This is a genomic window from Comamonas kerstersii, from assembly GCF_008801935.1.
In the GTDB taxonomy this organism is placed as follows: Bacteria; Pseudomonadota; Gammaproteobacteria; order Burkholderiales; family Burkholderiaceae_C; genus Comamonas; species Comamonas kerstersii.
Map to the genome: position 1 here is coordinate 176,105 of NZ_VZOT01000002.1, position 17,403 is coordinate 193,507.

Below are 17,403 nucleotides of genomic sequence, written 5' to 3' on the forward strand. Positions count from 1 at the left end.
GAAAACATCCAGAGCCGATGAAAGTGCATGCACATCGTGTAGAAGATCACCCGCGCCAGCCTCCCCGCCAGCCATGGGCAAAACAATAGCCGCCTGCGCGTGCTACACCTGATGTTGGCCGGTATCCGGGCTGGTTCGTCAAGACCATCGCCTTCCCAAATGCTTGTTCAAGGCATTCAGTGGCTGCGTGGATGGCTGGGTGCCAGATCTGACACCAGGAACTCACCGTTGCGGGGGCAGCGCAGGCTAGATGTACGCGAAGGATTCGCCGCATCGCCCTGCTTCCCGTTGAACTGCACACTTGTGAACCAAGTTGCGAGCACCAACATTGAATCTGCTGATTTTAGCGGTCCACACCACGCCCCCACTGGATACACAAAGTTACACCCCAATGAAAAACCAAGGCAAGCTGCGTACAAAGCCATGCAAGTTCGCAGATATGCTCACCGATCTCACCTAGTTTTGCATTCTCGCGAAGAGTGGAGTCCTACAATTAGAGCAATCCATGACGACACCATCGATCCTTGCCCCCATTACCGAGCGTGTAGAGCTGCTGCTGGCCAAGCACGAAGCGCTGGAGCACGCCAATCGCCTGCTCACCGAAGAGATTCAAGCCCTGCAAAAAGAGCGCGACTCGCTGAGGTCACGCCTGAAGGCCGCGCGTGCACGTGTGGATGAGTTGATCGAGCGTCTGCCAGAAAACCGGGAGGCACGATGAGCAAGCTGGACGTCACGATTCTGCATCAGGACTATGTACTGACCTGCCCTGACGGCCAGGAAGCACAGCTCCTGGAGGCCGTAGAGCGCGTGGATCAGCAGTTCCAGAAAATGCGTGACTCCAGCAAGCTGCGTGCCCGCGAGCATGTTGCGGTGCTGCTGGCTGTCAATCTGGCGTTTGAAAATCTGAAACTGCGCGAACAGCTGCTCGACCTGCAGCAGCAGCTGTCTTCTCAGCTGAGCAATGAAGATGGCGAACGCCTGCAGACGCTGGAAGCACTGCTTGCGCAGGAGCAGGCACAGGCCGAACAGCTGCTGCAGCGCCTGGATCAAGCACTGGGGACTGAGCCCAGTTCTGCTGACGAAGCACAGGCACAACCTTCTCTAGACAATGACAATGGTGTGGAATTGCCTGCAGCACCACAAGAACCGCAGTAAAATTGCACCCGTCTGCAACCCGCCGGGCTTTATATTGCCTTGAACCAATGCTCATTGAGCACGGGCTTGATACATTGCCTAGCAAGCGTGATCGTCTCGCGTCAGATGAACCCAACGTTAGGTTGCTCTCGCCCACCTGAACCCCCGGTTCAGGTTGACGGCCCGGTGGCTTTGCAGACACCTTCATCGGCAGTTCCGCCAACCTCCCCCCCCCCGCTTCTTTAGCTTTAGCTTTCGATCTGGCCTAACGGCACCACAGTGATGGCTTGTAAATCAGATCCATCCACAGTGCCCACAACGACACCAGCACCAGCATGCCACCTGCTGCACGCGTGCCCCACGCACTGCGAAAACGGCTGACACGGCCACTGAGCCAGCGCCATGCATAAGGCGCAGCCAGCAGCCACAGCGCCCCACCCAGACCAAAAGCCACCATACTCAAGCCCCCCGCCAGTGGCGAAGCGCTCAGCGCCGCCACCAAAATGGCGGAATACAGCAAGCCGCAGGGCATCAAGGCCCAGCACATCCCCGCCAGCACCACACCGCCTCGCATGGCCAGTACAGGCTGGACCTTGCTCCAGGCCATGCGCCCGGCACGCTCCAGCCACAGCGGCTGCTGCCCCTGAAACAGCATCAGCAGGCCCCAGGCCAGAATGGCCAGGTGCATCATCACCCACACAGGATGCAGCATGGAGGTGCGGTCTGAAAACCAGGCCACCTGCTCCATGGCAAACGCAGCCACTGCTCCCAGCACGCCATAGCCCAGCAAGCGACCTGCGTGAAACTGCGTGGCACTCCATACAGGCCATGCAGCAGGCTGAGGCAACGTCGCATGCATCTGCACCGCCTTGCCATGCCCTTGAATCACGGCATGGCAGGGTGCTGCGCACATAGCAAGACAATGGGGCCCACCCACGAGCCCCATGAAAAATGCAGTCCACAAAAACGAAAGTGTCATAAAGATCAGATGATCCGCGAGAATCTCGCGCGATCACGTGCTTCTTGCAAATAGCGGTCAAACACCAATGCTACGCCACGCACGAAGAACCAGCCCTTGGCCGTCACGCGGATGCAGTCGTCCAGAATTTCCACCAGACCTTCTTCTTCCTGCGTCCTTAGTGCCTCAATCTCGGCAGCGAAATACTTGCGAAAGTCAATGAGCCATGCACTGTTGATGGACTCATACTGCACCTCGCCCTGACACATGATGGCCATGATCACCGCACGGCGCAGCATGTCATCACGCGAAAGCGCCAGGCCGCGCACGATGGGCAGACGCCCCTGATCGAGCAGGTCGTAATACTCTTCCAGCGTCTTGGCATTCTGGCTGTAGGTGGCCCCTACGCGACCAATGGCCGAAACACCCAGTGCAATCAGATCGCAGTCAGGCTGTGTGCTGTAGCCCTGGAAGTTGCGATGCAGGCGACCCTGGCGCTTGGCTACGGCCAGTGAATCTTCAGGCAGGGCAAAGTGGTCCATGCCCACGTACACATAACCAGCCTCCATGAAACTGTCCAGCGCCGCAGCCAGCATATTGACCTTGTCCGCTGCTGCAGGCAGATCCGCCTGAAGAATGCGACGCTGAGGCTTGAAGCGCTCGGGCAGATGTGCATAGGCATACAGCGCAATGCGATCAGGGCGCAGCTCGGCCACTTGCTGCAGCGTTCTGGCGAAGGACTTTTCATTTTGCTTGGGCAGGCCGTAGATCAAGTCCACATTGATCGACTCAAAGCCCAGCTCACGTGAAGCGGCCACCAGATCAAACACCTGCTCGGCAGGCTGCTCACGGTGCACCGCTTTTTGTACATCCGGGTCAAAGTCCTGCACCCCAAAGCTCAGGCGGTTAAAGCCCATGGCCTTGAGGGCGGTCAGACGCTCACGTGTCACAGTACGTGGGTCAACTTCAATGGAGTACTCACCCGCTTCATCAAAGACAAAGCGCTGGCGCAGCATGCCCCACATCTGCACCAGTTGCTCGTCCGAAAGAAATGTCGGCGTTCCACCACCTATGTGAAGCTGGCTGACCAGCTGACCTCTTCCACAATGGGCCAGATGCAGATCCAGCTCCCGCTCAAGATACTGCAGGTACGTGACCGCACGCTCGTGGTGCTTGGTGATGATCTTGTTGCATGCACAGTAGTAACACAAAGAGTTACAAAATGGGATGTGCACATACAGCGACATTGGCGACTTGGCCGCTGCAGAAATTTTGCGTTGCTTTAATGCCAAGATATAGTCGCTATCACCAAATGCCTCAACGAACCTGTCCGCAGTAGGATAAGAGGTGTAACGAGGTCCTGGCACGTCATAGCGACGCAAGAGTTCCGGGGTGACTGCAGTCATGTTTTCTTCCTTAGTGCTGCAACTGTGCAGCAAGATGGCATGCACACTCTTGACATGAATCAAGCACTGACCATAAGGGAAGTGTCAGAATTTGACTGAAATCATTCGAGATACATAGCAAGCGCCCGATAGTCCCCGTTTATTGACATCCAACTTTTAATTCTGGCCTTTACACCCGTGTCTACCTCGTGTTCAGGCGTTGCGTACATGACTCCACCAACCATCAAAGTAACCTGCTCCAATTGCAACCTGCGTGAACTGTGCATGCCCGTCGGTTTAAATGACCAGCAGCTGCAGCGCATCGACGACATTGTGGCTACGCGCCGCAAAGTCAAGCGCGGGATGACACTGTTCCGCAACGGAGAGCCTTTCACGTCGCTGTATGCCATCCGCACGGGCTTTTTCAAGACATGCGTAGCCACCGAAGACGGACGCGATCAGGTCACAGGTTTCCAGATGGCGGGAGAGATCATCGGGCTCGATGGCATCGTCAATGACCACCACACCTGCGATGCGATCGCACTGGAAGATGCCGAAGTCTGCGTGATGCCCTTTGACAGCCTCGAAGAGATCTCGCGCGAGGTTACAGCCCTGCAGACGCACGTACACAAAGTGATGAGCCGCGAAATCGTGCGCGAGCACAGCGTCATGCTGCTGCTGGGCAGCATGCGCGCCGAAGAGCGTCTGGCGGCCTTTATTCTGAATCTGGTGCAGCGCCTGCATGCACGCGGCTTCTCCTCGTCAGAACTCATTTTGCGTATGACCCGCGAGGAAATTGGCAGCTATCTGGGTCTGAAGCTGGAAACCGTCAGCCGCACTTTCTCCAAGTTTGTGGATGAAGGCTGGGTCGAAGTGAAGCAGCGCCACGTTCGAATTCTGGACACTGCCGCCCTGCAGCGCCTGGTCAACAGCCAGCACGACTGCAACAAGCAGCTGTAAACCCAGCCAGCCTGCGCTCTCACACACCCAACGCCCACTGCATGCTGTGGGCGTTTGCTTTGGGTGCGATGCCAGAGCATCTACACCGCATAAAAAATAGCGGCTAGCGCTTGATTTATCGGTATTTCAGATACAAAAGTATCTCAAACACCCATAAAACAAGCGCTAGCCGCTCATCTTTTTAAGAAGCAGCAAGTATCACTTGGGTGTCAGATCAGGCAAATCTTCATCAGGTGTAACAACATGGTTGCGCACGGCGCCTGCAGGCGCCAGGCTTTTTTCCAGCTTCTGGTTGATCTTCAGCCCCTCCTGGTAGTAGTTCGGATCCACCACAGGGTCAGCGCCATCCATGGCAATCATGGCCGTCACAACGCCTGCCACCACGACGATGGCAGGGCCTGCCAGCACCATCCATACATGGCCATACTTCCACCACGGACCGGATGCTGACTCCACTTGTTTTCCTAGCTGGGACATTTCGAACACTCTCTTCCTTCAACAGAAAGTGTGCACAGCAACGCCATGCACACTACAGGATCATTTTTAGCGCGGCACGAGGAAGACAGATTTCTCCGTCACATGCCCTTGGCCACTTTGCGCTGCGATATCAAACTCAATGGCGTGTGAGCCAGCGCTGGCCGCACCGTAAGGAATCTGCACTCGCACCGCTACGCCGCGCGTCTGTGCAGGATCAACCTTGACGGTCTGCCCTTCCACCAGCTCAATGCCTTGAATACCCTGCACCGACACCTTATAGGTCTGCGCTTGCTCGGTCGCGTTCATCACCTGCAGACGATACACATTTTCGAGCTTGCCGCCTGCAACAATGCGTGCCAGTGAAGCGCGGTCACGGATGACGTCCACCTTCAGCGGTTCTCTGATGGCAAGACTGATGGCCATGGCCGCTGCCAGTGCCAGCAAAATGCTCGAATAAATCAGCACCCGTGGACGTGCAATGCGTTGCCAGATCTGCGCGCTCTTCCAGCCTTGGTTCACCGCATTCTGGGTGGTCAAGCGCACCAAGCCACGTGGATAGTGCATGTTATCCATCACGCTGTTGCATGCATCGATGCACAGGCCGCAGCCAATGCACTCGTACTGCAGGCCGTTGCGGATATCAATACCCACAGGGCAGACCTGTACACACAGCTTGCAGTCAATGCAGTCACCCAGTCCTTGCGCCTTGTAGTCCACATCTTTCTTGCGGGGGCCGCGCTGTTCACCACGCTGTGCGTCGTAGCTCACAATCAGCGTGTCCTTGTCGAACATGGCACTCTGAAAACGCGCATAGGGGCACATGTACTTGCAGATTTGCTCGCGCAGATAACCAGCATTGCCGTAGGTGGCAAAGCCATAGAACAGCACCCAGAAAATCTGCCAGCCGCCTTGCAGCGCCAGCAGTTCACTGCCCAGCGTACGAATGGGAACGAAATAACCCACGAAGGTAAAACCCGTCCACAGGGCAAAGGCAATCCACAAAAACTGCTTGAGCGATTTTTTCCAGATCTTCTCGAAGCCCCATCCACCTTGGTCCAGGCGAATACGTGCACTGCGGTCACCTTCGACCTTGTGCTCTATCCACATGAAAATTTCGGTGTAGACCGACTGCGGGCATGTAAAACCGCACCACAGACGCCCGGCAACAGCTGTAAACAGAAACAGGGACAGCGCGCTAATGATCAGCAGGCCTGTCAAATAGATAAAGTCCTGCGGATACAGCACATACCCAAACAGGTAAAAGCGCCGCGCCCCAAGGTCAAACAGCACCATCTGGCGCTCGCCCCAGTTCATCCAGGGCAGCCCATAGAAGATCAACTGCGTCAACCACACCATGGCCCAGCGCCAGCTCATAAATGTTCCACGGATGGAGCGCGGGTATATCTTTTTATGCGCTTCAAAAAAAGACACCATTTTTTCCTGGCTTTCCGCTTTGATAGGTATCGTTTTATGCGGTTTTTTTTGCTCGGAACTCATGAGCTGCACTCCCTATATCGCACCATAGAAAAAGGCGGCACACCGTGCCGCCTTCCATACTCTCTCACAGATTAATTACCTGCTGTAGCGGGTTTGTTCGACAGTCCCCAGACATAAGCTGCCAGCACATCGATCTGTGCAGGTGTCAGCTTATTGCTCTGGGCAGGCATTTCATTCATCTTGCCATTGGTAATGATGTCGATGATGGCCTGCTCGCCCCAGCCATGCAGCCAGACGTCGTCTGTCAGGTTGGGGGCACCCAGCATGGTGTTGCCCTTGCCGTCCATGCCGTGGCATGCTGCACAGATGGTGAACTTGGACTTGCCTTCTGTAGCTCTCAGTGCGTCGTGGGGGCTGCCAGACAGGCTCAGCACATAGTGCGCCAGATTGCGAACATCTTCCGCTGTACCGATGGCTTCTGCCTGGGGAGGCATCATGCCGATGCGGCCGTTGGCAATGGTTTCCTTGATGTTCTCAGGTGCACCGCCATGCAGCCAGTCGCCATCCACCAGATTGGGGAAGCCCTTGCTGCCGCGTGCATCCGAGCCGTGGCACTGCGCACAGTTGTTCATAAACAGGCGCTCGCCAATAGCCATGGCCTGTGCATCACCCACCATCTCCTCAGGAGTCATGGCGGTAAAGCGTGCATACAAAGGCTCCAGCTGGGCATTGGCCTTTGCCATCTCGGCTTCATAGGCACGATTCTGGCTCCACTGCAACTGACCGCCATAAGAGCCCAGTCCGGGATAGGCAAACAGATACAGCAGCCCAAACACGATGGTGATCACGAACATCCAGACCCACCAGCGGGGCATGGGGTTGTTCAACTCGCGCAGGTCCTCGTCCCACACGTGGCCAGTGGTATTGTCACTGTCAGACACTACTTTCTTACGAGCAGTGATGATCAGCAAAATGAGGCAAGCCAGAATGCCTGCAACAGTAATGCCTGCGACGTAGACCGACCAGAAGTTATTTACGAAATCGCTCATGGGATATTCTCGTTCTGGTGAATAGATCAGTCTTGTTGAAATGGCAGCTGGGCCGCTTCATCAAAACGCGCCTGGTTGCGGCGGGCGTATGCCCACCACCAGATGCCAATGAAGCACACCAAAGAAACCAGCGTTGCCACAATGCGCATGGTGGTGATATCCATAAGACCCATCCTTCCTACTTAATCGCAGTACCAAGACCTTGCAGGTAGGCGATCAGAGCCTCCATCTCGGTCTTGCCCTTGACCTGTTCAGCCGCACCGGCGATTTGCTCATCGGTATAGGGCACGCCCACCTTGCGCAAGGCGCTCATACGCTGCGCCACCACGGTGTGGTCCACCATGTTTTCGGCCAGCCATGGGTACTCAGGCATGTTGGACTCGGGCACTACGTCACGTGGATTCATCAGGTGAACACGGTGCCATTCATCGCTGTACTTGCCGCCCACACGCTGCAGGTCAGGACCTGTACGCTTGGAGCCCCACTGGAAGGGGTGGTCGTACACGAACTCACCCGCCACCGAGTAGTGGCCGTAGCGCATGGTCTCGGCACGGAAGGGACGGATCATCTGCGAGTGGCAGTTGTAGCAGCCCTCACGGATGTAGACGTCACGGCCCATGAGTCGCAGAGGCTCGTAAGGCTCAACGCCCTGCACCGCTTCCGTCGTGGACTTCTGGAAGAACAGTGGAACGATTTCCACCAATCCACCCACGGCGACCACCAACAAGGTCAAGACAATCAGCAAGAAGTTGTTGGTTTCGACCTTCTCGTGGGTGAAGCCTTTGTTGTTTGCAGACATTATTCTGGCTCCTCGTACTTAGGCGTGAGCGGGGTTAACGGCAGGCACTTCGACCTTGACGGAGCGACCCGAAGCCACAGTCTTCGCCACGTTCCAAGCCATGATCAGCATACCGATCAGGTACAGCAGACCACCCACCGTACGGATCACGTAGAAGGGATAGGACGCCTTCACGCTTTCCACAAAGGTGTATGTCAAAGTACCGTCTGGATTAATGGCGCGCCACATCAGGCCCTGCATCACGCCGGAGATCCACATCGCAGCGATGTACAGCACGATACCGATGGTGGCCATCCAGAAGTGCAGCTCAATCGCCGACTTGGAGTACATCTCTTTCTTACCGAACAGACGGGGCACCAGGTAGTACAGAGAACCCATGGTGATCAGACCCACCCAGCCCAGAGCACCGGAGTGCACGTGACCCACGGTCCAGTCTGTGTAGTGCGACAGTGCGTTCACAGTCTTGATGGACATCATGGGGCCTTCAAACGTAGACATGCCGTAGAAGGACAGGGACACGATCAGGAAGCGCAGGATAGGATCTTCACGCAGCTTGTACCAGGCACCGGACAGGGTCATGATGCCGTTGATCATGCCGCCCCAGGAAGGAGCCAGCAGAATCAGGGAGAACACCATGCCCACAGACTGTGTCCAGTCGGGCAGCGCGGTGTAGTGCAGGTGGTGAGGACCAGCCCACATGTAGGTGAAGATCAGTGCCCAGAAGTGCACGATCGACAGGCGATACGAGTACACAGGGCGGCCTGCCTGCTTGGGCACGAAGTAGTACATCATGCCCAGGAAGCCTGCGGTCAGGAAGAAGCCCACCGCATTGTGGCCGTACCACCATTGCACCATGGCATCCTGCACACCAGCGTAGGCCGAGTAGCTCTTCATCCAGCCTGCAGGAATTTCTGCACTGTTGACGATGTGTAGCAAGGCGACCGCAATGATGAAAGCACCAAAGAACCAGTTGGCCACATAGATGTGCTTGACCTTGCGAATGCCGATCGTGCCGAAGAACACAATGGCATAGCTCACCCAGACCACAGCGATCAGGATGTCAATAGGCCACTCCAGCTCCGCATATTCCTTGCCGGTGGTGTAACCCAGTGGCAAGGAAATGGCTGCCGCCACAATCACCAGCTGCCAACCCCAGAAGGTGAAAGCAGCAAGCTTTGGCAAAAACAACGTGGTCTGGCAGGTACGCTGCACCACGTAGTAACTGGTTGCAAACAAGGCGCTGCCGCCGAACGCAAAAATCACCGCATTGGTGTGCAATGGACGCAGGCGCCCAAAGCTAAGCCATGGAATGCCGAAGTTCAGCTCCGGCCAAGCCAGCTGGGCAGCGATAAAAACGCCAACCAGCATGCCGACCACCCCCCACACAACGGCCATGATTGAAAACTGCCGCACTACGGCGTCACTGTAGTATGCAGTACTGTTTTTTAGAGTATCCATCGGGCACCTCTTAATATGCAGTCGAGAGTGTTTACTGTTATGGTTTTCACGTTGTTGACAAACATCAATCGTCTCTAAGAATGCGTTCTGCCTCTTGGTCGACGCTTTCAAACTGCCCCCGGTATATCGCCCACCAAAGCCCTCCGGCAATGACGAGCACCAACACCACGGACAACGGAATCAAAAGATAAAGAATATCCACACCATCCCCTCTTCAAGCCGCCGCTGCTGCAGGCTCTGGCGTTTGCTGAGCCAGCGCTACTTGCGGCGAAGCAAGCTCCAGCTTCAAAGGCTTGGCCAGCCGTGCTGCATTGAGCACCACCAGCAAGGAGCTCAGCGCCATACCCAACCCTGCCAGCCAGGCTGGCATCCACCCAACCATGGCCAAAGGAATGCAGACAGCGTTGTACAAGGCTGAGCCCAGCAGATTCTGGCGAACAATGCGCACCGTCTTGCGAGAGAGCATGACGGTCTTTTGCACAAATTCCAGGTTGTCACTCACCACCACAAAATCCGCACGCGATTGCGCAAGTGGCACCGCTTTGCCAAACGCAAAAGACACGTCTGATCCAGCCAGCACAGGCCCGTCATTCAGACCATCTCCCACCATGCACAACTTGCGGCCTGCTCGCTGCGCAGACTGAATGGCATCTAGTTTCGCCTGAGGAGAGCATTCAGCGCGATAGTGGCTAATACCCAGTTGCTTTGCAATGGCCGCCACGGCCTGCTCACTGTCGCCGGAGAGCAGCTGCACCTCAACGCCTCGTGACTGCAGCAGACTGATCACACTGGCAGCTTCGCTGCGCACGCCTTCGTTAAGCTCAAAGAAAGCAAGCGACTGGATCTCACCACTTGCTTGCTCCCTGGCCAGATACACGGCTTGTCCATGGCTTTGCAAGGCCTGTGTGGATGCAAATCTGGCTGAACCCAAGCGCACTGTCCAGACCTCGTCAGAGGTCCCCTCGCCCACTGCCCGCACCTGGGCCTTCAGCCCCTGGCCACTGATTTCCTCGCATGCGAGCACTTCCCAACGCACTGCCCATGCCTGGCCAAAACCTGCCACTGCCCTGGACACTGGGTGGCGCGACTGGGCTGCAATGGCTGCAGCCAGCCCCTTATAAGCCGACATCAATGAGTCATCGAGCAGCTCCATGCGCGAGACCTGCATGCCGTCACGCGTCAAGGTGCCCGTCTTGTCAAAGACCAGCGTATCAATACCTGCGAGACTCTCGATGCCCTGCAGATTGCGTACCAGCACACCATGACGCGCCAAAGTACCCGCTGCTGTCAGCAAGGCCACGGGGGTTGCCAGCGACAAGGCACAAGGACAGGTCACAATCAGCACCGCTGCTGCAATCATCAGTGCCTGTCCGGGGTCGGTACTCCACCAGTACATGGCTGCGGCGCCCGCCAGCAGCAGGACCACCACCAAGAAAGGCGCGGCCACCTTATCCGCCAGCTGCGCCAGACGTGGCTTCTGTGTAGAAGCGCTTTCCATCAGGTCCACGATCTGCGCAAATTTTGTCTCTGCACCCAGCTGCTCCACCTGCACTTCCACAGGCGCTGACAGGTTGTAGCTACCTGCGATGACCCGCTCACCCACAGCGCGAGAAACAGGGCGTGACTCGCCCGTCAACAGTGCTTCATCTGCCTGCGTGCGGCCGGAGAGGATGACACCATCAGCAGGAAAAGCTTCACCGGGCAGCACACGCACCACGTCTCCCACAGCAATGCGGCGCAGCGCAACCCGCTCGAACTTGCCATCCGTCCCACGCTTTTCGATACTGTCCGGCAGGCGATTCAGCACGGCATCCAGAGCCCCTGCGGTGCGATCACGCAAACGAATCTCCAACCACCTGCCGATAAGCAGGAAGCAGACAAACATGGTCAGCGAGTCATAAAACACTTCCTGACCAAAAACGCCATAGGGGTCAAACGTGCCTATTGTGCTGACGACAAAAGTGATCAGCATGCCCAGTGCCACAGGCAGGTCCATGCTGACGCGGCGATGCTTCAGATCGCGCCATGCGCCGCTGAAGAAGGGGCCGCAGGCAAAAATCAGCATGGGAATGCAGATCACCCAGGACGCCCAGCGCAGCAGGCGCTCATATTCCATCACCAGGTCACCGGGCTGCGCTTCGTAGGCTGGCCACGCGTACATCATGACCTGCATCATGCAAAGCGCGGCAAGCAGCCAGCGCCACAAAGCCTTGCGGTGCTGCGCCATGCGAAGTTCTCGTGCCTGTGCGTCTCTGGCTGGCACTGCCTTGTAGCCAGCCTTGCCTACCGCAGCCATCCAGACCGATGGCTTGACCTGATCGGGTGCCCAGACCACCTTGGCACGGCGGGCAGCTGCGCTGACTTCAACCCGCAGCACACCGGGCACAGCACGCAAGGCATCTTCAATTGTGAGTGCACAGGTGGAGCAGTACATGCCCTCCAGCGCGATCTGTGAGTCCCAGACATTGGCGGTATCCATGTCCCCGGCCTCCGCTCCCACAGGCTTGCCAAAGCTCTCCCACTCCGCAGGATCATCCAGCAGGCTCAGCTCATTGTCAGATGTTGGGAGATTCGCATGCAATGCACGCTGCTCCGCCGCATGCAGGGCCTGTGAGGGGTCTTGGGACATGGGGCGAGATTATCTATGAATTCCCCGGAAAACTTTGACTTGAATCAAGACTAAACAGATCGTGCAATTTATGCTAAAAAACAATTTTCGTCCGCATCAAATAAATTGGAGATACCTATGTACGAACGCATTCTGGTCGCCACCGACGGCTCGCCTTTATCTGAAAAAGCTGTGTGCCATGCAATGGATCTGGCCAAATTATCTGGTGCGACTGTGATCGCTGTAAAAGTGATTCCTCGCTATCCCCGCAGCTATCTGGAAGGTGGCGCGACCGTGGATTTATCGGAAATCAAGCGCATTGAAGCCCAATGGACTGAGCAAGCGCAGGCGGTGCTGAACAAAATCAAGGCTGAAGGCAAAGCGCAAGGCGTTACAGTGAAAACCAGCGTTGCCAAGTCGGATCTGATTGCCGAATCCATCATTGCAGCTGCTGAAAAGCAGAAAGCGGATTTGATTGTTATGGCTTCGCATGGCCGCAAAGGCATCAAGCGCCTGCTGCTGGGCAGCGAAACTCAGCACGTACTCACCCACTCCCAAGTCCCTGTTCTGGTGCTGCGTTAATGCCTTATTGCTGTCACAAACAGCGCTGAATAAAAAAGGATCCTTGCAGGATCCTTTTTTATTACCTATTAGATTTTTTAAAACCATTTGTTTTATTAAAAACGCGGTTTTCTTTTTTCCAGAAAAGCTGCAATACCTTCTCTGTGTTCGGCAGTGGCCGCGTAGCCATAGGGATCCGGCATGCCTGTACCCGCGGCGCAATGCCGCATTGTCTGTTTGTTCAGGCGTGCTGCCTGCGGAGCCAGGCTGGCAATGCGCTGTGCGAGTTGCACAACGTATTGCTCCAGCAAGTCTTCAGCCACAGGGGCTGCACACCAGCCCAGCGCCGCCATCTCCTGCGCCGAAAAAACTGCAGCCTCCAGCAGCATGCGCTTGGCCGTGTGCTCCCCCACAGAACGTGCGACCAATGCCAGCTCCTTGGGAGCCATGGGAAAGCCGAGTTTCGCAATCGGTGCACCAAACTTGGAGTGCTCTGTCACCACGCGGATGTCGCTGCAGCATGCCATTTCCACGCCCGCGCCCATGCAGGCACCAGTGATAGCAGCCACAACAGGCACATCGCAGTCGAGCATGGCCTGCAAGCCACCCCAGACATCTTGCTCATGAAAGCCTGCAAGCTGCTGGGCATCAAACCGAAAGCCCGGGTATTCCGAAATATCGCCACCCGCACAAAAAGCCAGGCCCTGCCCCTTGAGCACTACGCAGCGCACATCCATGTTGTGCTGCAGCTGTAAAAACACCGTGCGCAGCTGTCGCCACATGCTGCGTGTCATGGCATTGCGTCTGTCGGGGTTCGCAATCTCCACCAGCCAGATGCCCGTGTGATCACCTTGTGCCGCCTGCCATGGCATTGCTGTCACTTGTACGCTCATGCTGCCCCTTCAGCCCTGTCACGTTGCAGGAAGTTCCCAATGCCCATGCCCTTGAGGCGCTGGGCCCAGTCCGTGGTGTCTTGCTGCACAAAGCTGGCAAATGCATCGCCGTAGACTCCCGACCATGCAATGCCCAGAGCTGCCAGATCAGCCTGCAACTGCGCATCCGCACCCACGCGGCGAAAGACCTGCTCCACAGCCTGCGCACGGGCTGACGAGAGCTGGCTCGGCGCAAACATGCCATGCCAGATGCCACAATCCTGCAGGGCATGCACCCCCATCTCCTGCGCGCAAGGCACATCAGGCAAGACACTGACGCGCTCTGAGCCCGTCACGAGCAGCGCCTTGAGTCGCCCGGAGCGAATATGGGGCAAGCATGAAATCAGGCCGTCGATCATCGTATCCACCGTGCCATTGAGCAAATCCTGCAGCGCCGGACCTGACCCACGAAAGTGCACAAACTCAAAACGCAGGTCTTCCTGAAAACGCACAATTTCAGCCGCGATATGGCTGGAGGAACCCACGCCAGCCGTCCCCATACGGTACTGCTTGGACTTGCGCGACATGTCCACCAGCCACTCCATGATCGTGCGCGAGCGCAAGCGTGCCGGGTTCACCACCAGCACCTGCGGCACATCAGCGACCTTGACCAAGGGGCGCAAATCTTCAATCAGGTCAAAGTCATCGTCTTCCACCAGCGCACGGGCTGCTGCCAGGTGACTGCCGCCGATAAACAGATGCTGCCCATTGGCCTCTGCCTTGGCGGCAAAGCTCGCACCCTGCAGCCCACCTGCGCCCCCCAGATACTGCAGACGCAAGGGCTGGCCGGTAGTACGTTCAAAAGAGCGCGACAGCAGCTTGCCCAAAATGGCGCTGCTGCCCCCAGCCGGAAACGGCACCACCAGATGCACAGGCTCCGTAGGCCACGTTACACCTGAACGCTGCCCCACCTTGGTCTGTGCCCACACCGGTGAGGCCACTGCCAAAGCCGCTATCCACTGCAGATATGCACGCCGCTCCAACACCACTGTTTCCTTTACGCTTTGCTTGATGACCTATCGCCTCAGGCACTGGCCTGATTGCGTTTGCCTGCCCACAGCCATATGGCTGCACCACCCACAATCATGGGCACGCACAGCCACTGACCCATGCTCATGCCCAGCGACAGAATGCCCAGATAGGCATCAGGCTCACGGAAATACTCGGCAATAAAGCGGAACACGCCATACCCGAAGACAAAGGCTGCTGCAACCTGACCGGGCTTGCGCTCTTTTCTGGCATAGATCCACAGCAGCACGAACAGCAGCAGACCTTCCAGCAGAAACTGATAGATCTGCGAGGGGTGGCGCGGCAGCATGGAGCCGCTTTGCGGAAACACCATGGCCCAGGGCAGATCAGGGCTGGCAAAGCGCCCCCAGAGTTCACCATTAATGAAGTTGCCAATGCGTCCTGCTGCCAGCCCCGTAGCCACACAGGGCGCGACAAAATCCATCACCTGCAGCAAGGGGCGTTTGCGTGTGCTGGCAAAAAACACCATGGCCGCAATCACGCCCAGCAGGCCGCCGTGAAAACTCATGCCGCCTTCCCAGACGGCAAACACTTCCAGCGGGTGGCTCAGGTAATACGCAGGCTTGTAGAACAGGCAGTAGCCCAGACGGCCGCCCAGGATGACGCCCACCACGCCATAGAACAGCAGGTCTTCAATATCGCGCCGCACCCACGCCTGCTCGCCCTGCAGGCGGTTGAACGGTGGGTGCTTGAGGCGGCGTGTACCCAGCCACAGAAACAAGCCGAACGCGGCTAGATAAGTCAGGCCATACCAGTGGATAGCAACAGGCCCCAACTGCAGGGCCACAGGATCAATGTGCGGGTACATCAGCATGGGCTGCATTGTGCCGCAGGCAGGCAGCCCCCTGCAGAGCATGGGAGACACACGACGGCAGCAATCGCGAATGATTCTGCGTTTCGCATCCATGCAATTCGTATTGGAGGGCTTTGTGTGCCCCGCATTTGTCAGGCGGCAGCACATGCCCTGATACTGTGGTTGTTTTCACTTCTGCGACCAATACAACTATGCAAGGCCATCCTGAAGTCATCGCATGCCTGAATGAACTGCTGCGCGGCGAACTGGCTGCTCGTGACCAGTACTTCATCCACTCACGCCAATACGAAGACCAGGGCTTTATGCGTCTGTACGAACGCATCAACCACGAGATGGAAGAAGAAACACAGCACGCCGACGTCATCCTGCGCCGCGTGCTGTTCCTGGGTGGCAAGCCTGACATGCGCCCCCACGCCTTTACACCCGGCGATACAGTGGAAGACATGCTGCGCAAGGATCTGGCCGTGGAATACCAGGTGCGCGACAACCTGCGCGCAGCCATGGTGCTGTGCGAAAAGCACCAGGACTTTCAGTCCCGTGACCTGCTGCTGGCACAACTCAAGGACACGGAAGAAGACCATGCCTACTGGCTGGAAAAGCAGCTGAACCTGATTCAGATGCTGGGCCTGCCCAACTATCTGCAGGCACAAATGGGCACTGCAGCCTGAGGCTGCTGCCCCAAAAAACTGAAGCGCCCACATGGGCACTTTTTTATGACGGAAGCACAGGCGGCCTACTGTGCATCTGAGATACCCCGCGACTGCACCAGCTGCTGCACATGTGCTGCGGTCTGCTGCACCATGCGCTCCAGATCTGCGCCGCTGCCCCCCATGGGCGTGACACCCTGCCTGGCCAGCTGCGCCTGTAGCTGCGGTTGCTGCAGTGCGGCGTTGGCAGCCTGATTCAGGCGCTGCACGATGGCATCCGGCGTGCCAGCAGGCACTACCAGACCAAACCAGGTGATGGCCAGCTCGTTCAGCTGGGGGTAGCCCAGCTCTTTGAGCGTAGGCACCTGCGGCAAATCCGCCAGACGCTGCTGCGCCGCCACGGCAAATGGCTGCAGGCGCCCAGCCTGGATGTGCGGCGCTGAAGACGGATACTGGTCACTCAGCACCTGGGTCTGCCCGGCCAGCACACTTTGCACCACCGGCCCCATACCCTTGAAAGGAATGTGGCGCAGCTGCAGGCCCAGCTCCGCATTCAGGGCTTCCAGAATCACATGGCCAATGGAGCCTACGCCGGAGGAGCCCACCGTCCAGCTGTCACCAGCCTCACGTGCCTGCGCCACAAACTGCGCGAAGTCCTTCACCCCCATGCCTGGCACCATGGAAAACACGGAAGGGATGGACGCCAGAGGCAGCACCATCTTGAAGTCACGCAGCGGCTGCACACGCGCCGTGCTGAGCACCACAGGATTTACCGCCAGCGTGCTGATAGAGCCCAGCCCCAGCGTCAACCCGTCAGGCGCGGCATAGGCCACCGTTTCTGCACCGATCATGCCGCCTGCACCGGCTTTGTTCTCCACATACACAGTCTGGCCCAGCTGCTCCTGCAGGCCTTGCGCAAACAGGCGGGCGACGATGTCGGTGGAGCCGCCCGCCGCAAACGGCACCACCAGCCGCACAGGGCGCTGCGGATAGGCTGCAGTCTCTGCCATGACCCAGCTGGGGCAGATCAAGGCACTGGCGGCCAGGGCACACCACGCACGACGACGGAACAGAGTTGGTAGCGTCACAAAGCCTCCGGCACAAAACCATCAAAAAAGTGAGCTTTTAGCGCTTGATAAATAAGGACTTCAGATA

The 17,403-nt window shown here is 57.3% G+C and carries 19 protein-coding genes and 1 riboswitch; of the genes, 5 read left to right on the forward strand and 14 right to left on the reverse strand.

The window, feature by feature from the left end; genetic code table 11:
• Nucleotides 1-99: 99 nt before the first annotated feature.
• Nucleotides 100-342: riboswitch (cobalamin riboswitch) on the reverse strand.
• A 163-nt stretch (nucleotides 343-505) separates the two neighbouring features.
• Nucleotides 506-718 carry a DUF5320 domain-containing protein gene (locus F7P80_RS03930; RefSeq protein ID WP_054067595.1) on the forward strand — a complete coding sequence of 71 codons (213 nt, stop codon included), beginning with the start codon at nucleotides 506-508 and terminating at the stop codon, nucleotides 716-718.
• Nucleotides 715-1,155 carry a cell division protein ZapA gene (locus F7P80_RS03935; protein WP_054067594.1) on the forward strand — a complete coding sequence of 147 codons (441 nt, stop codon included), beginning with the start codon at nucleotides 715-717 and terminating at the stop codon, nucleotides 1,153-1,155. Before F7P80_RS03930 ends, F7P80_RS03935 begins: the two co-directional genes overlap by 4 nt.
• A 244-nt stretch (nucleotides 1,156-1,399) precedes the next feature.
• Here F7P80_RS03935 and F7P80_RS03940 read toward each other — a convergent pair whose 3' ends face one another.
• A complete protein-coding gene (locus tag F7P80_RS03940) occupies nucleotides 1,400-2,113 on the reverse strand; it encodes a sulfite exporter TauE/SafE family protein (RefSeq protein WP_058879840.1) in 714 nt (237 codons plus the stop codon).
• Between the two features lie 5 nt (nucleotides 2,114-2,118).
• A complete protein-coding gene (hemN, locus tag F7P80_RS03945; protein WP_151042963.1) occupies nucleotides 2,119-3,498 on the reverse strand; it encodes an oxygen-independent coproporphyrinogen III oxidase in 1,380 nt (459 codons plus the stop codon).
• Between the two features lie 207 nt (nucleotides 3,499-3,705).
• Between hemN and fnr the strand changes: the two genes are divergently transcribed.
• On the forward strand, nucleotides 3,706-4,437 hold the full coding sequence (gene fnr, locus F7P80_RS03950) for a fumarate/nitrate reduction transcriptional regulator Fnr (protein WP_054066936.1): 732 nt from the start codon (nucleotides 3,706-3,708) through the stop codon (nucleotides 4,435-4,437).
• Between the two features lie 198 nt (nucleotides 4,438-4,635).
• Here fnr and F7P80_RS03955 read toward each other — a convergent pair whose 3' ends face one another.
• From F7P80_RS03955 to F7P80_RS03990, 8 genes are all read right to left on the reverse strand, one after another.
• Nucleotides 4,636-4,914 (reverse strand): FixH family protein, encoded by a 279-nt coding sequence (locus F7P80_RS03955; RefSeq protein ID WP_151042966.1) that lies wholly within the window; start codon nucleotides 4,912-4,914, stop codon nucleotides 4,636-4,638.
• A 66-nt stretch (nucleotides 4,915-4,980) separates the two neighbouring features.
• Nucleotides 4,981-6,411: a cytochrome c oxidase accessory protein CcoG gene (gene ccoG, locus F7P80_RS03960; RefSeq protein ID WP_151042969.1), complete on the reverse strand. Its 1,431-nt coding sequence runs from the start codon at nucleotides 6,409-6,411 to the stop codon at nucleotides 4,981-4,983.
• Nucleotides 6,412-6,482: 71 nt separating this feature from the next.
• Complete coding sequence (gene ccoP, locus F7P80_RS03965) at nucleotides 6,483-7,400, reverse strand: cytochrome-c oxidase, cbb3-type subunit III (RefSeq protein ID WP_054066933.1); 918 nt, start codon at nucleotides 7,398-7,400, stop codon at nucleotides 6,483-6,485.
• Between the two features lie 26 nt (nucleotides 7,401-7,426).
• Nucleotides 7,427-7,564, reverse strand: a complete 138-nt coding sequence (locus tag F7P80_RS03970) for a CcoQ/FixQ family Cbb3-type cytochrome c oxidase assembly chaperone (protein ID WP_054066932.1) — start codon at nucleotides 7,562-7,564, stop codon at nucleotides 7,427-7,429.
• 14 nt (nucleotides 7,565-7,578) lie between these two features.
• Entirely contained in the window at nucleotides 7,579-8,199 is a 621-nt protein-coding gene (ccoO, locus tag F7P80_RS03975) for a cytochrome-c oxidase, cbb3-type subunit II (protein ID WP_054066931.1), read from the reverse strand.
• 18 nt (nucleotides 8,200-8,217) lie between these two features.
• Entirely contained in the window at nucleotides 8,218-9,657 is a 1,440-nt protein-coding gene (gene ccoN, locus F7P80_RS03980) for a cytochrome-c oxidase, cbb3-type subunit I (protein WP_054066930.1), read from the reverse strand.
• Nucleotides 9,658-9,721: 64 nt separating this feature from the next.
• Nucleotides 9,722-9,859 (reverse strand): cbb3-type cytochrome oxidase assembly protein CcoS, encoded by a 138-nt coding sequence (gene ccoS, locus F7P80_RS03985; RefSeq protein ID WP_054066929.1) that lies wholly within the window; start codon nucleotides 9,857-9,859, stop codon nucleotides 9,722-9,724.
• Nucleotides 9,860-9,871: 12 nt separating this feature from the next.
• Complete coding sequence (locus F7P80_RS03990; protein WP_151042972.1) at nucleotides 9,872-12,286, reverse strand: heavy metal translocating P-type ATPase; 2,415 nt, start codon at nucleotides 12,284-12,286, stop codon at nucleotides 9,872-9,874.
• 117 nt (nucleotides 12,287-12,403) lie between these two features.
• Between F7P80_RS03990 and F7P80_RS03995 the strand changes: the two genes are divergently transcribed.
• Nucleotides 12,404-12,847, forward strand: a complete 444-nt coding sequence (locus F7P80_RS03995; protein WP_151042975.1) for a universal stress protein — start codon at nucleotides 12,404-12,406, stop codon at nucleotides 12,845-12,847.
• 95 nt (nucleotides 12,848-12,942) lie between these two features.
• Here the strand turns inward: F7P80_RS03995 and F7P80_RS04000 are convergent, their stop codons facing one another.
• Genes F7P80_RS04000 through lgt form a run of 3 tightly spaced genes read right to left on the reverse strand, consistent with a single transcriptional unit; the run spans nucleotide 12,943 to nucleotide 15,601 of the window.
• Nucleotides 12,943-13,719, reverse strand: a complete 777-nt coding sequence (locus F7P80_RS04000; protein WP_054066927.1) for an enoyl-CoA hydratase/isomerase family protein — start codon at nucleotides 13,717-13,719, stop codon at nucleotides 12,943-12,945.
• Nucleotides 13,716-14,744, reverse strand: a complete 1,029-nt coding sequence (locus F7P80_RS04005) for a Bug family tripartite tricarboxylate transporter substrate binding protein (RefSeq protein WP_170265332.1) — start codon at nucleotides 14,742-14,744, stop codon at nucleotides 13,716-13,718. Before F7P80_RS04005 ends, F7P80_RS04000 begins: the two co-directional genes overlap by 4 nt.
• A 38-nt stretch (nucleotides 14,745-14,782) precedes the next feature.
• Nucleotides 14,783-15,601: a prolipoprotein diacylglyceryl transferase gene (gene lgt / locus F7P80_RS04010; protein WP_211371989.1), complete on the reverse strand. Its 819-nt coding sequence runs from the start codon at nucleotides 15,599-15,601 to the stop codon at nucleotides 14,783-14,785.
• Nucleotides 15,602-15,792: 191 nt separating this feature from the next.
• On the opposite strand from lgt, the gene bfr reads away from it, so the two are divergent.
• A complete protein-coding gene (gene bfr / locus F7P80_RS04015; protein ID WP_054066925.1) occupies nucleotides 15,793-16,269 on the forward strand; it encodes a bacterioferritin in 477 nt (158 codons plus the stop codon).
• 65 nt (nucleotides 16,270-16,334) lie between these two features.
• Here the strand turns inward: bfr and F7P80_RS04020 are convergent, their stop codons facing one another.
• On the reverse strand, nucleotides 16,335-17,336 hold the full coding sequence (locus F7P80_RS04020; protein WP_249041370.1) for a Bug family tripartite tricarboxylate transporter substrate binding protein: 1,002 nt from the start codon (nucleotides 17,334-17,336) through the stop codon (nucleotides 16,335-16,337).
• Between the last annotated feature and the right edge of the window lie 67 nt (nucleotides 17,337-17,403).

Bases quoted from the DNA above. Each gene is read 5' to 3' on its own strand.
- F7P80_RS03940 (WP_058879840.1), bottom strand. From the start codon at position 2,113: ATGACACTTTCGTTTTTGTGGACTGCATTTTTCATGGGGCTCGTGGGT.
- ccoN (WP_054066930.1), bottom strand. From the start codon at position 9,657: ATGGATACTCTAAAAAACAGTACTGCATACTACAGTGACGCCGTAGTG.
- F7P80_RS03955 (WP_151042966.1), bottom strand. From the start codon at position 4,914: ATGTCCCAGCTAGGAAAACAAGTGGAGTCAGCATCCGGTCCGTGGTGG.
- F7P80_RS03970 (WP_054066932.1), bottom strand. From the start codon at position 7,564: ATGGATATCACCACCATGCGCATTGTGGCAACGCTGGTTTCTTTGGTG.
- ccoG (WP_151042969.1), bottom strand. From the start codon at position 6,411: ATGAGTTCCGAGCAAAAAAAACCGCATAAAACGATACCTATCAAAGCG.
- ccoP (WP_054066933.1), bottom strand. From the start codon at position 7,400: ATGAGCGATTTCGTAAATAACTTCTGGTCGGTCTACGTCGCAGGCATT.
- F7P80_RS03995 (WP_151042975.1), top strand. From the start codon at position 12,404: ATGTACGAACGCATTCTGGTCGCCACCGACGGCTCGCCTTTATCTGAA.
- fnr (WP_054066936.1), top strand. From the start codon at position 3,706: ATGACTCCACCAACCATCAAAGTAACCTGCTCCAATTGCAACCTGCGT.
- F7P80_RS03930 (WP_054067595.1), top strand. From the start codon at position 506: ATGACGACACCATCGATCCTTGCCCCCATTACCGAGCGTGTAGAGCTG.
- hemN (WP_151042963.1), bottom strand. From the start codon at position 3,498: ATGACTGCAGTCACCCCGGAACTCTTGCGTCGCTATGACGTGCCAGGA.
- lgt (WP_211371989.1), bottom strand. From the start codon at position 15,601: ATGCTGATGTACCCGCACATTGATCCTGTGGCCCTGCAGTTGGGGCCT.
- ccoO (WP_054066931.1), bottom strand. From the start codon at position 8,199: ATGTCTGCAAACAACAAAGGCTTCACCCACGAGAAGGTCGAAACCAAC.
- F7P80_RS04000 (WP_054066927.1), bottom strand. From the start codon at position 13,719: ATGAGCGTACAAGTGACAGCAATGCCATGGCAGGCGGCACAAGGTGAT.
- bfr (WP_054066925.1), top strand. From the start codon at position 15,793: ATGCAAGGCCATCCTGAAGTCATCGCATGCCTGAATGAACTGCTGCGC.
- F7P80_RS03990 (WP_151042972.1), bottom strand. From the start codon at position 12,286: ATGTCCCAAGACCCCTCACAGGCCCTGCATGCGGCGGAGCAGCGTGCA.
- F7P80_RS03935 (WP_054067594.1), top strand. From the start codon at position 715: ATGAGCAAGCTGGACGTCACGATTCTGCATCAGGACTATGTACTGACC.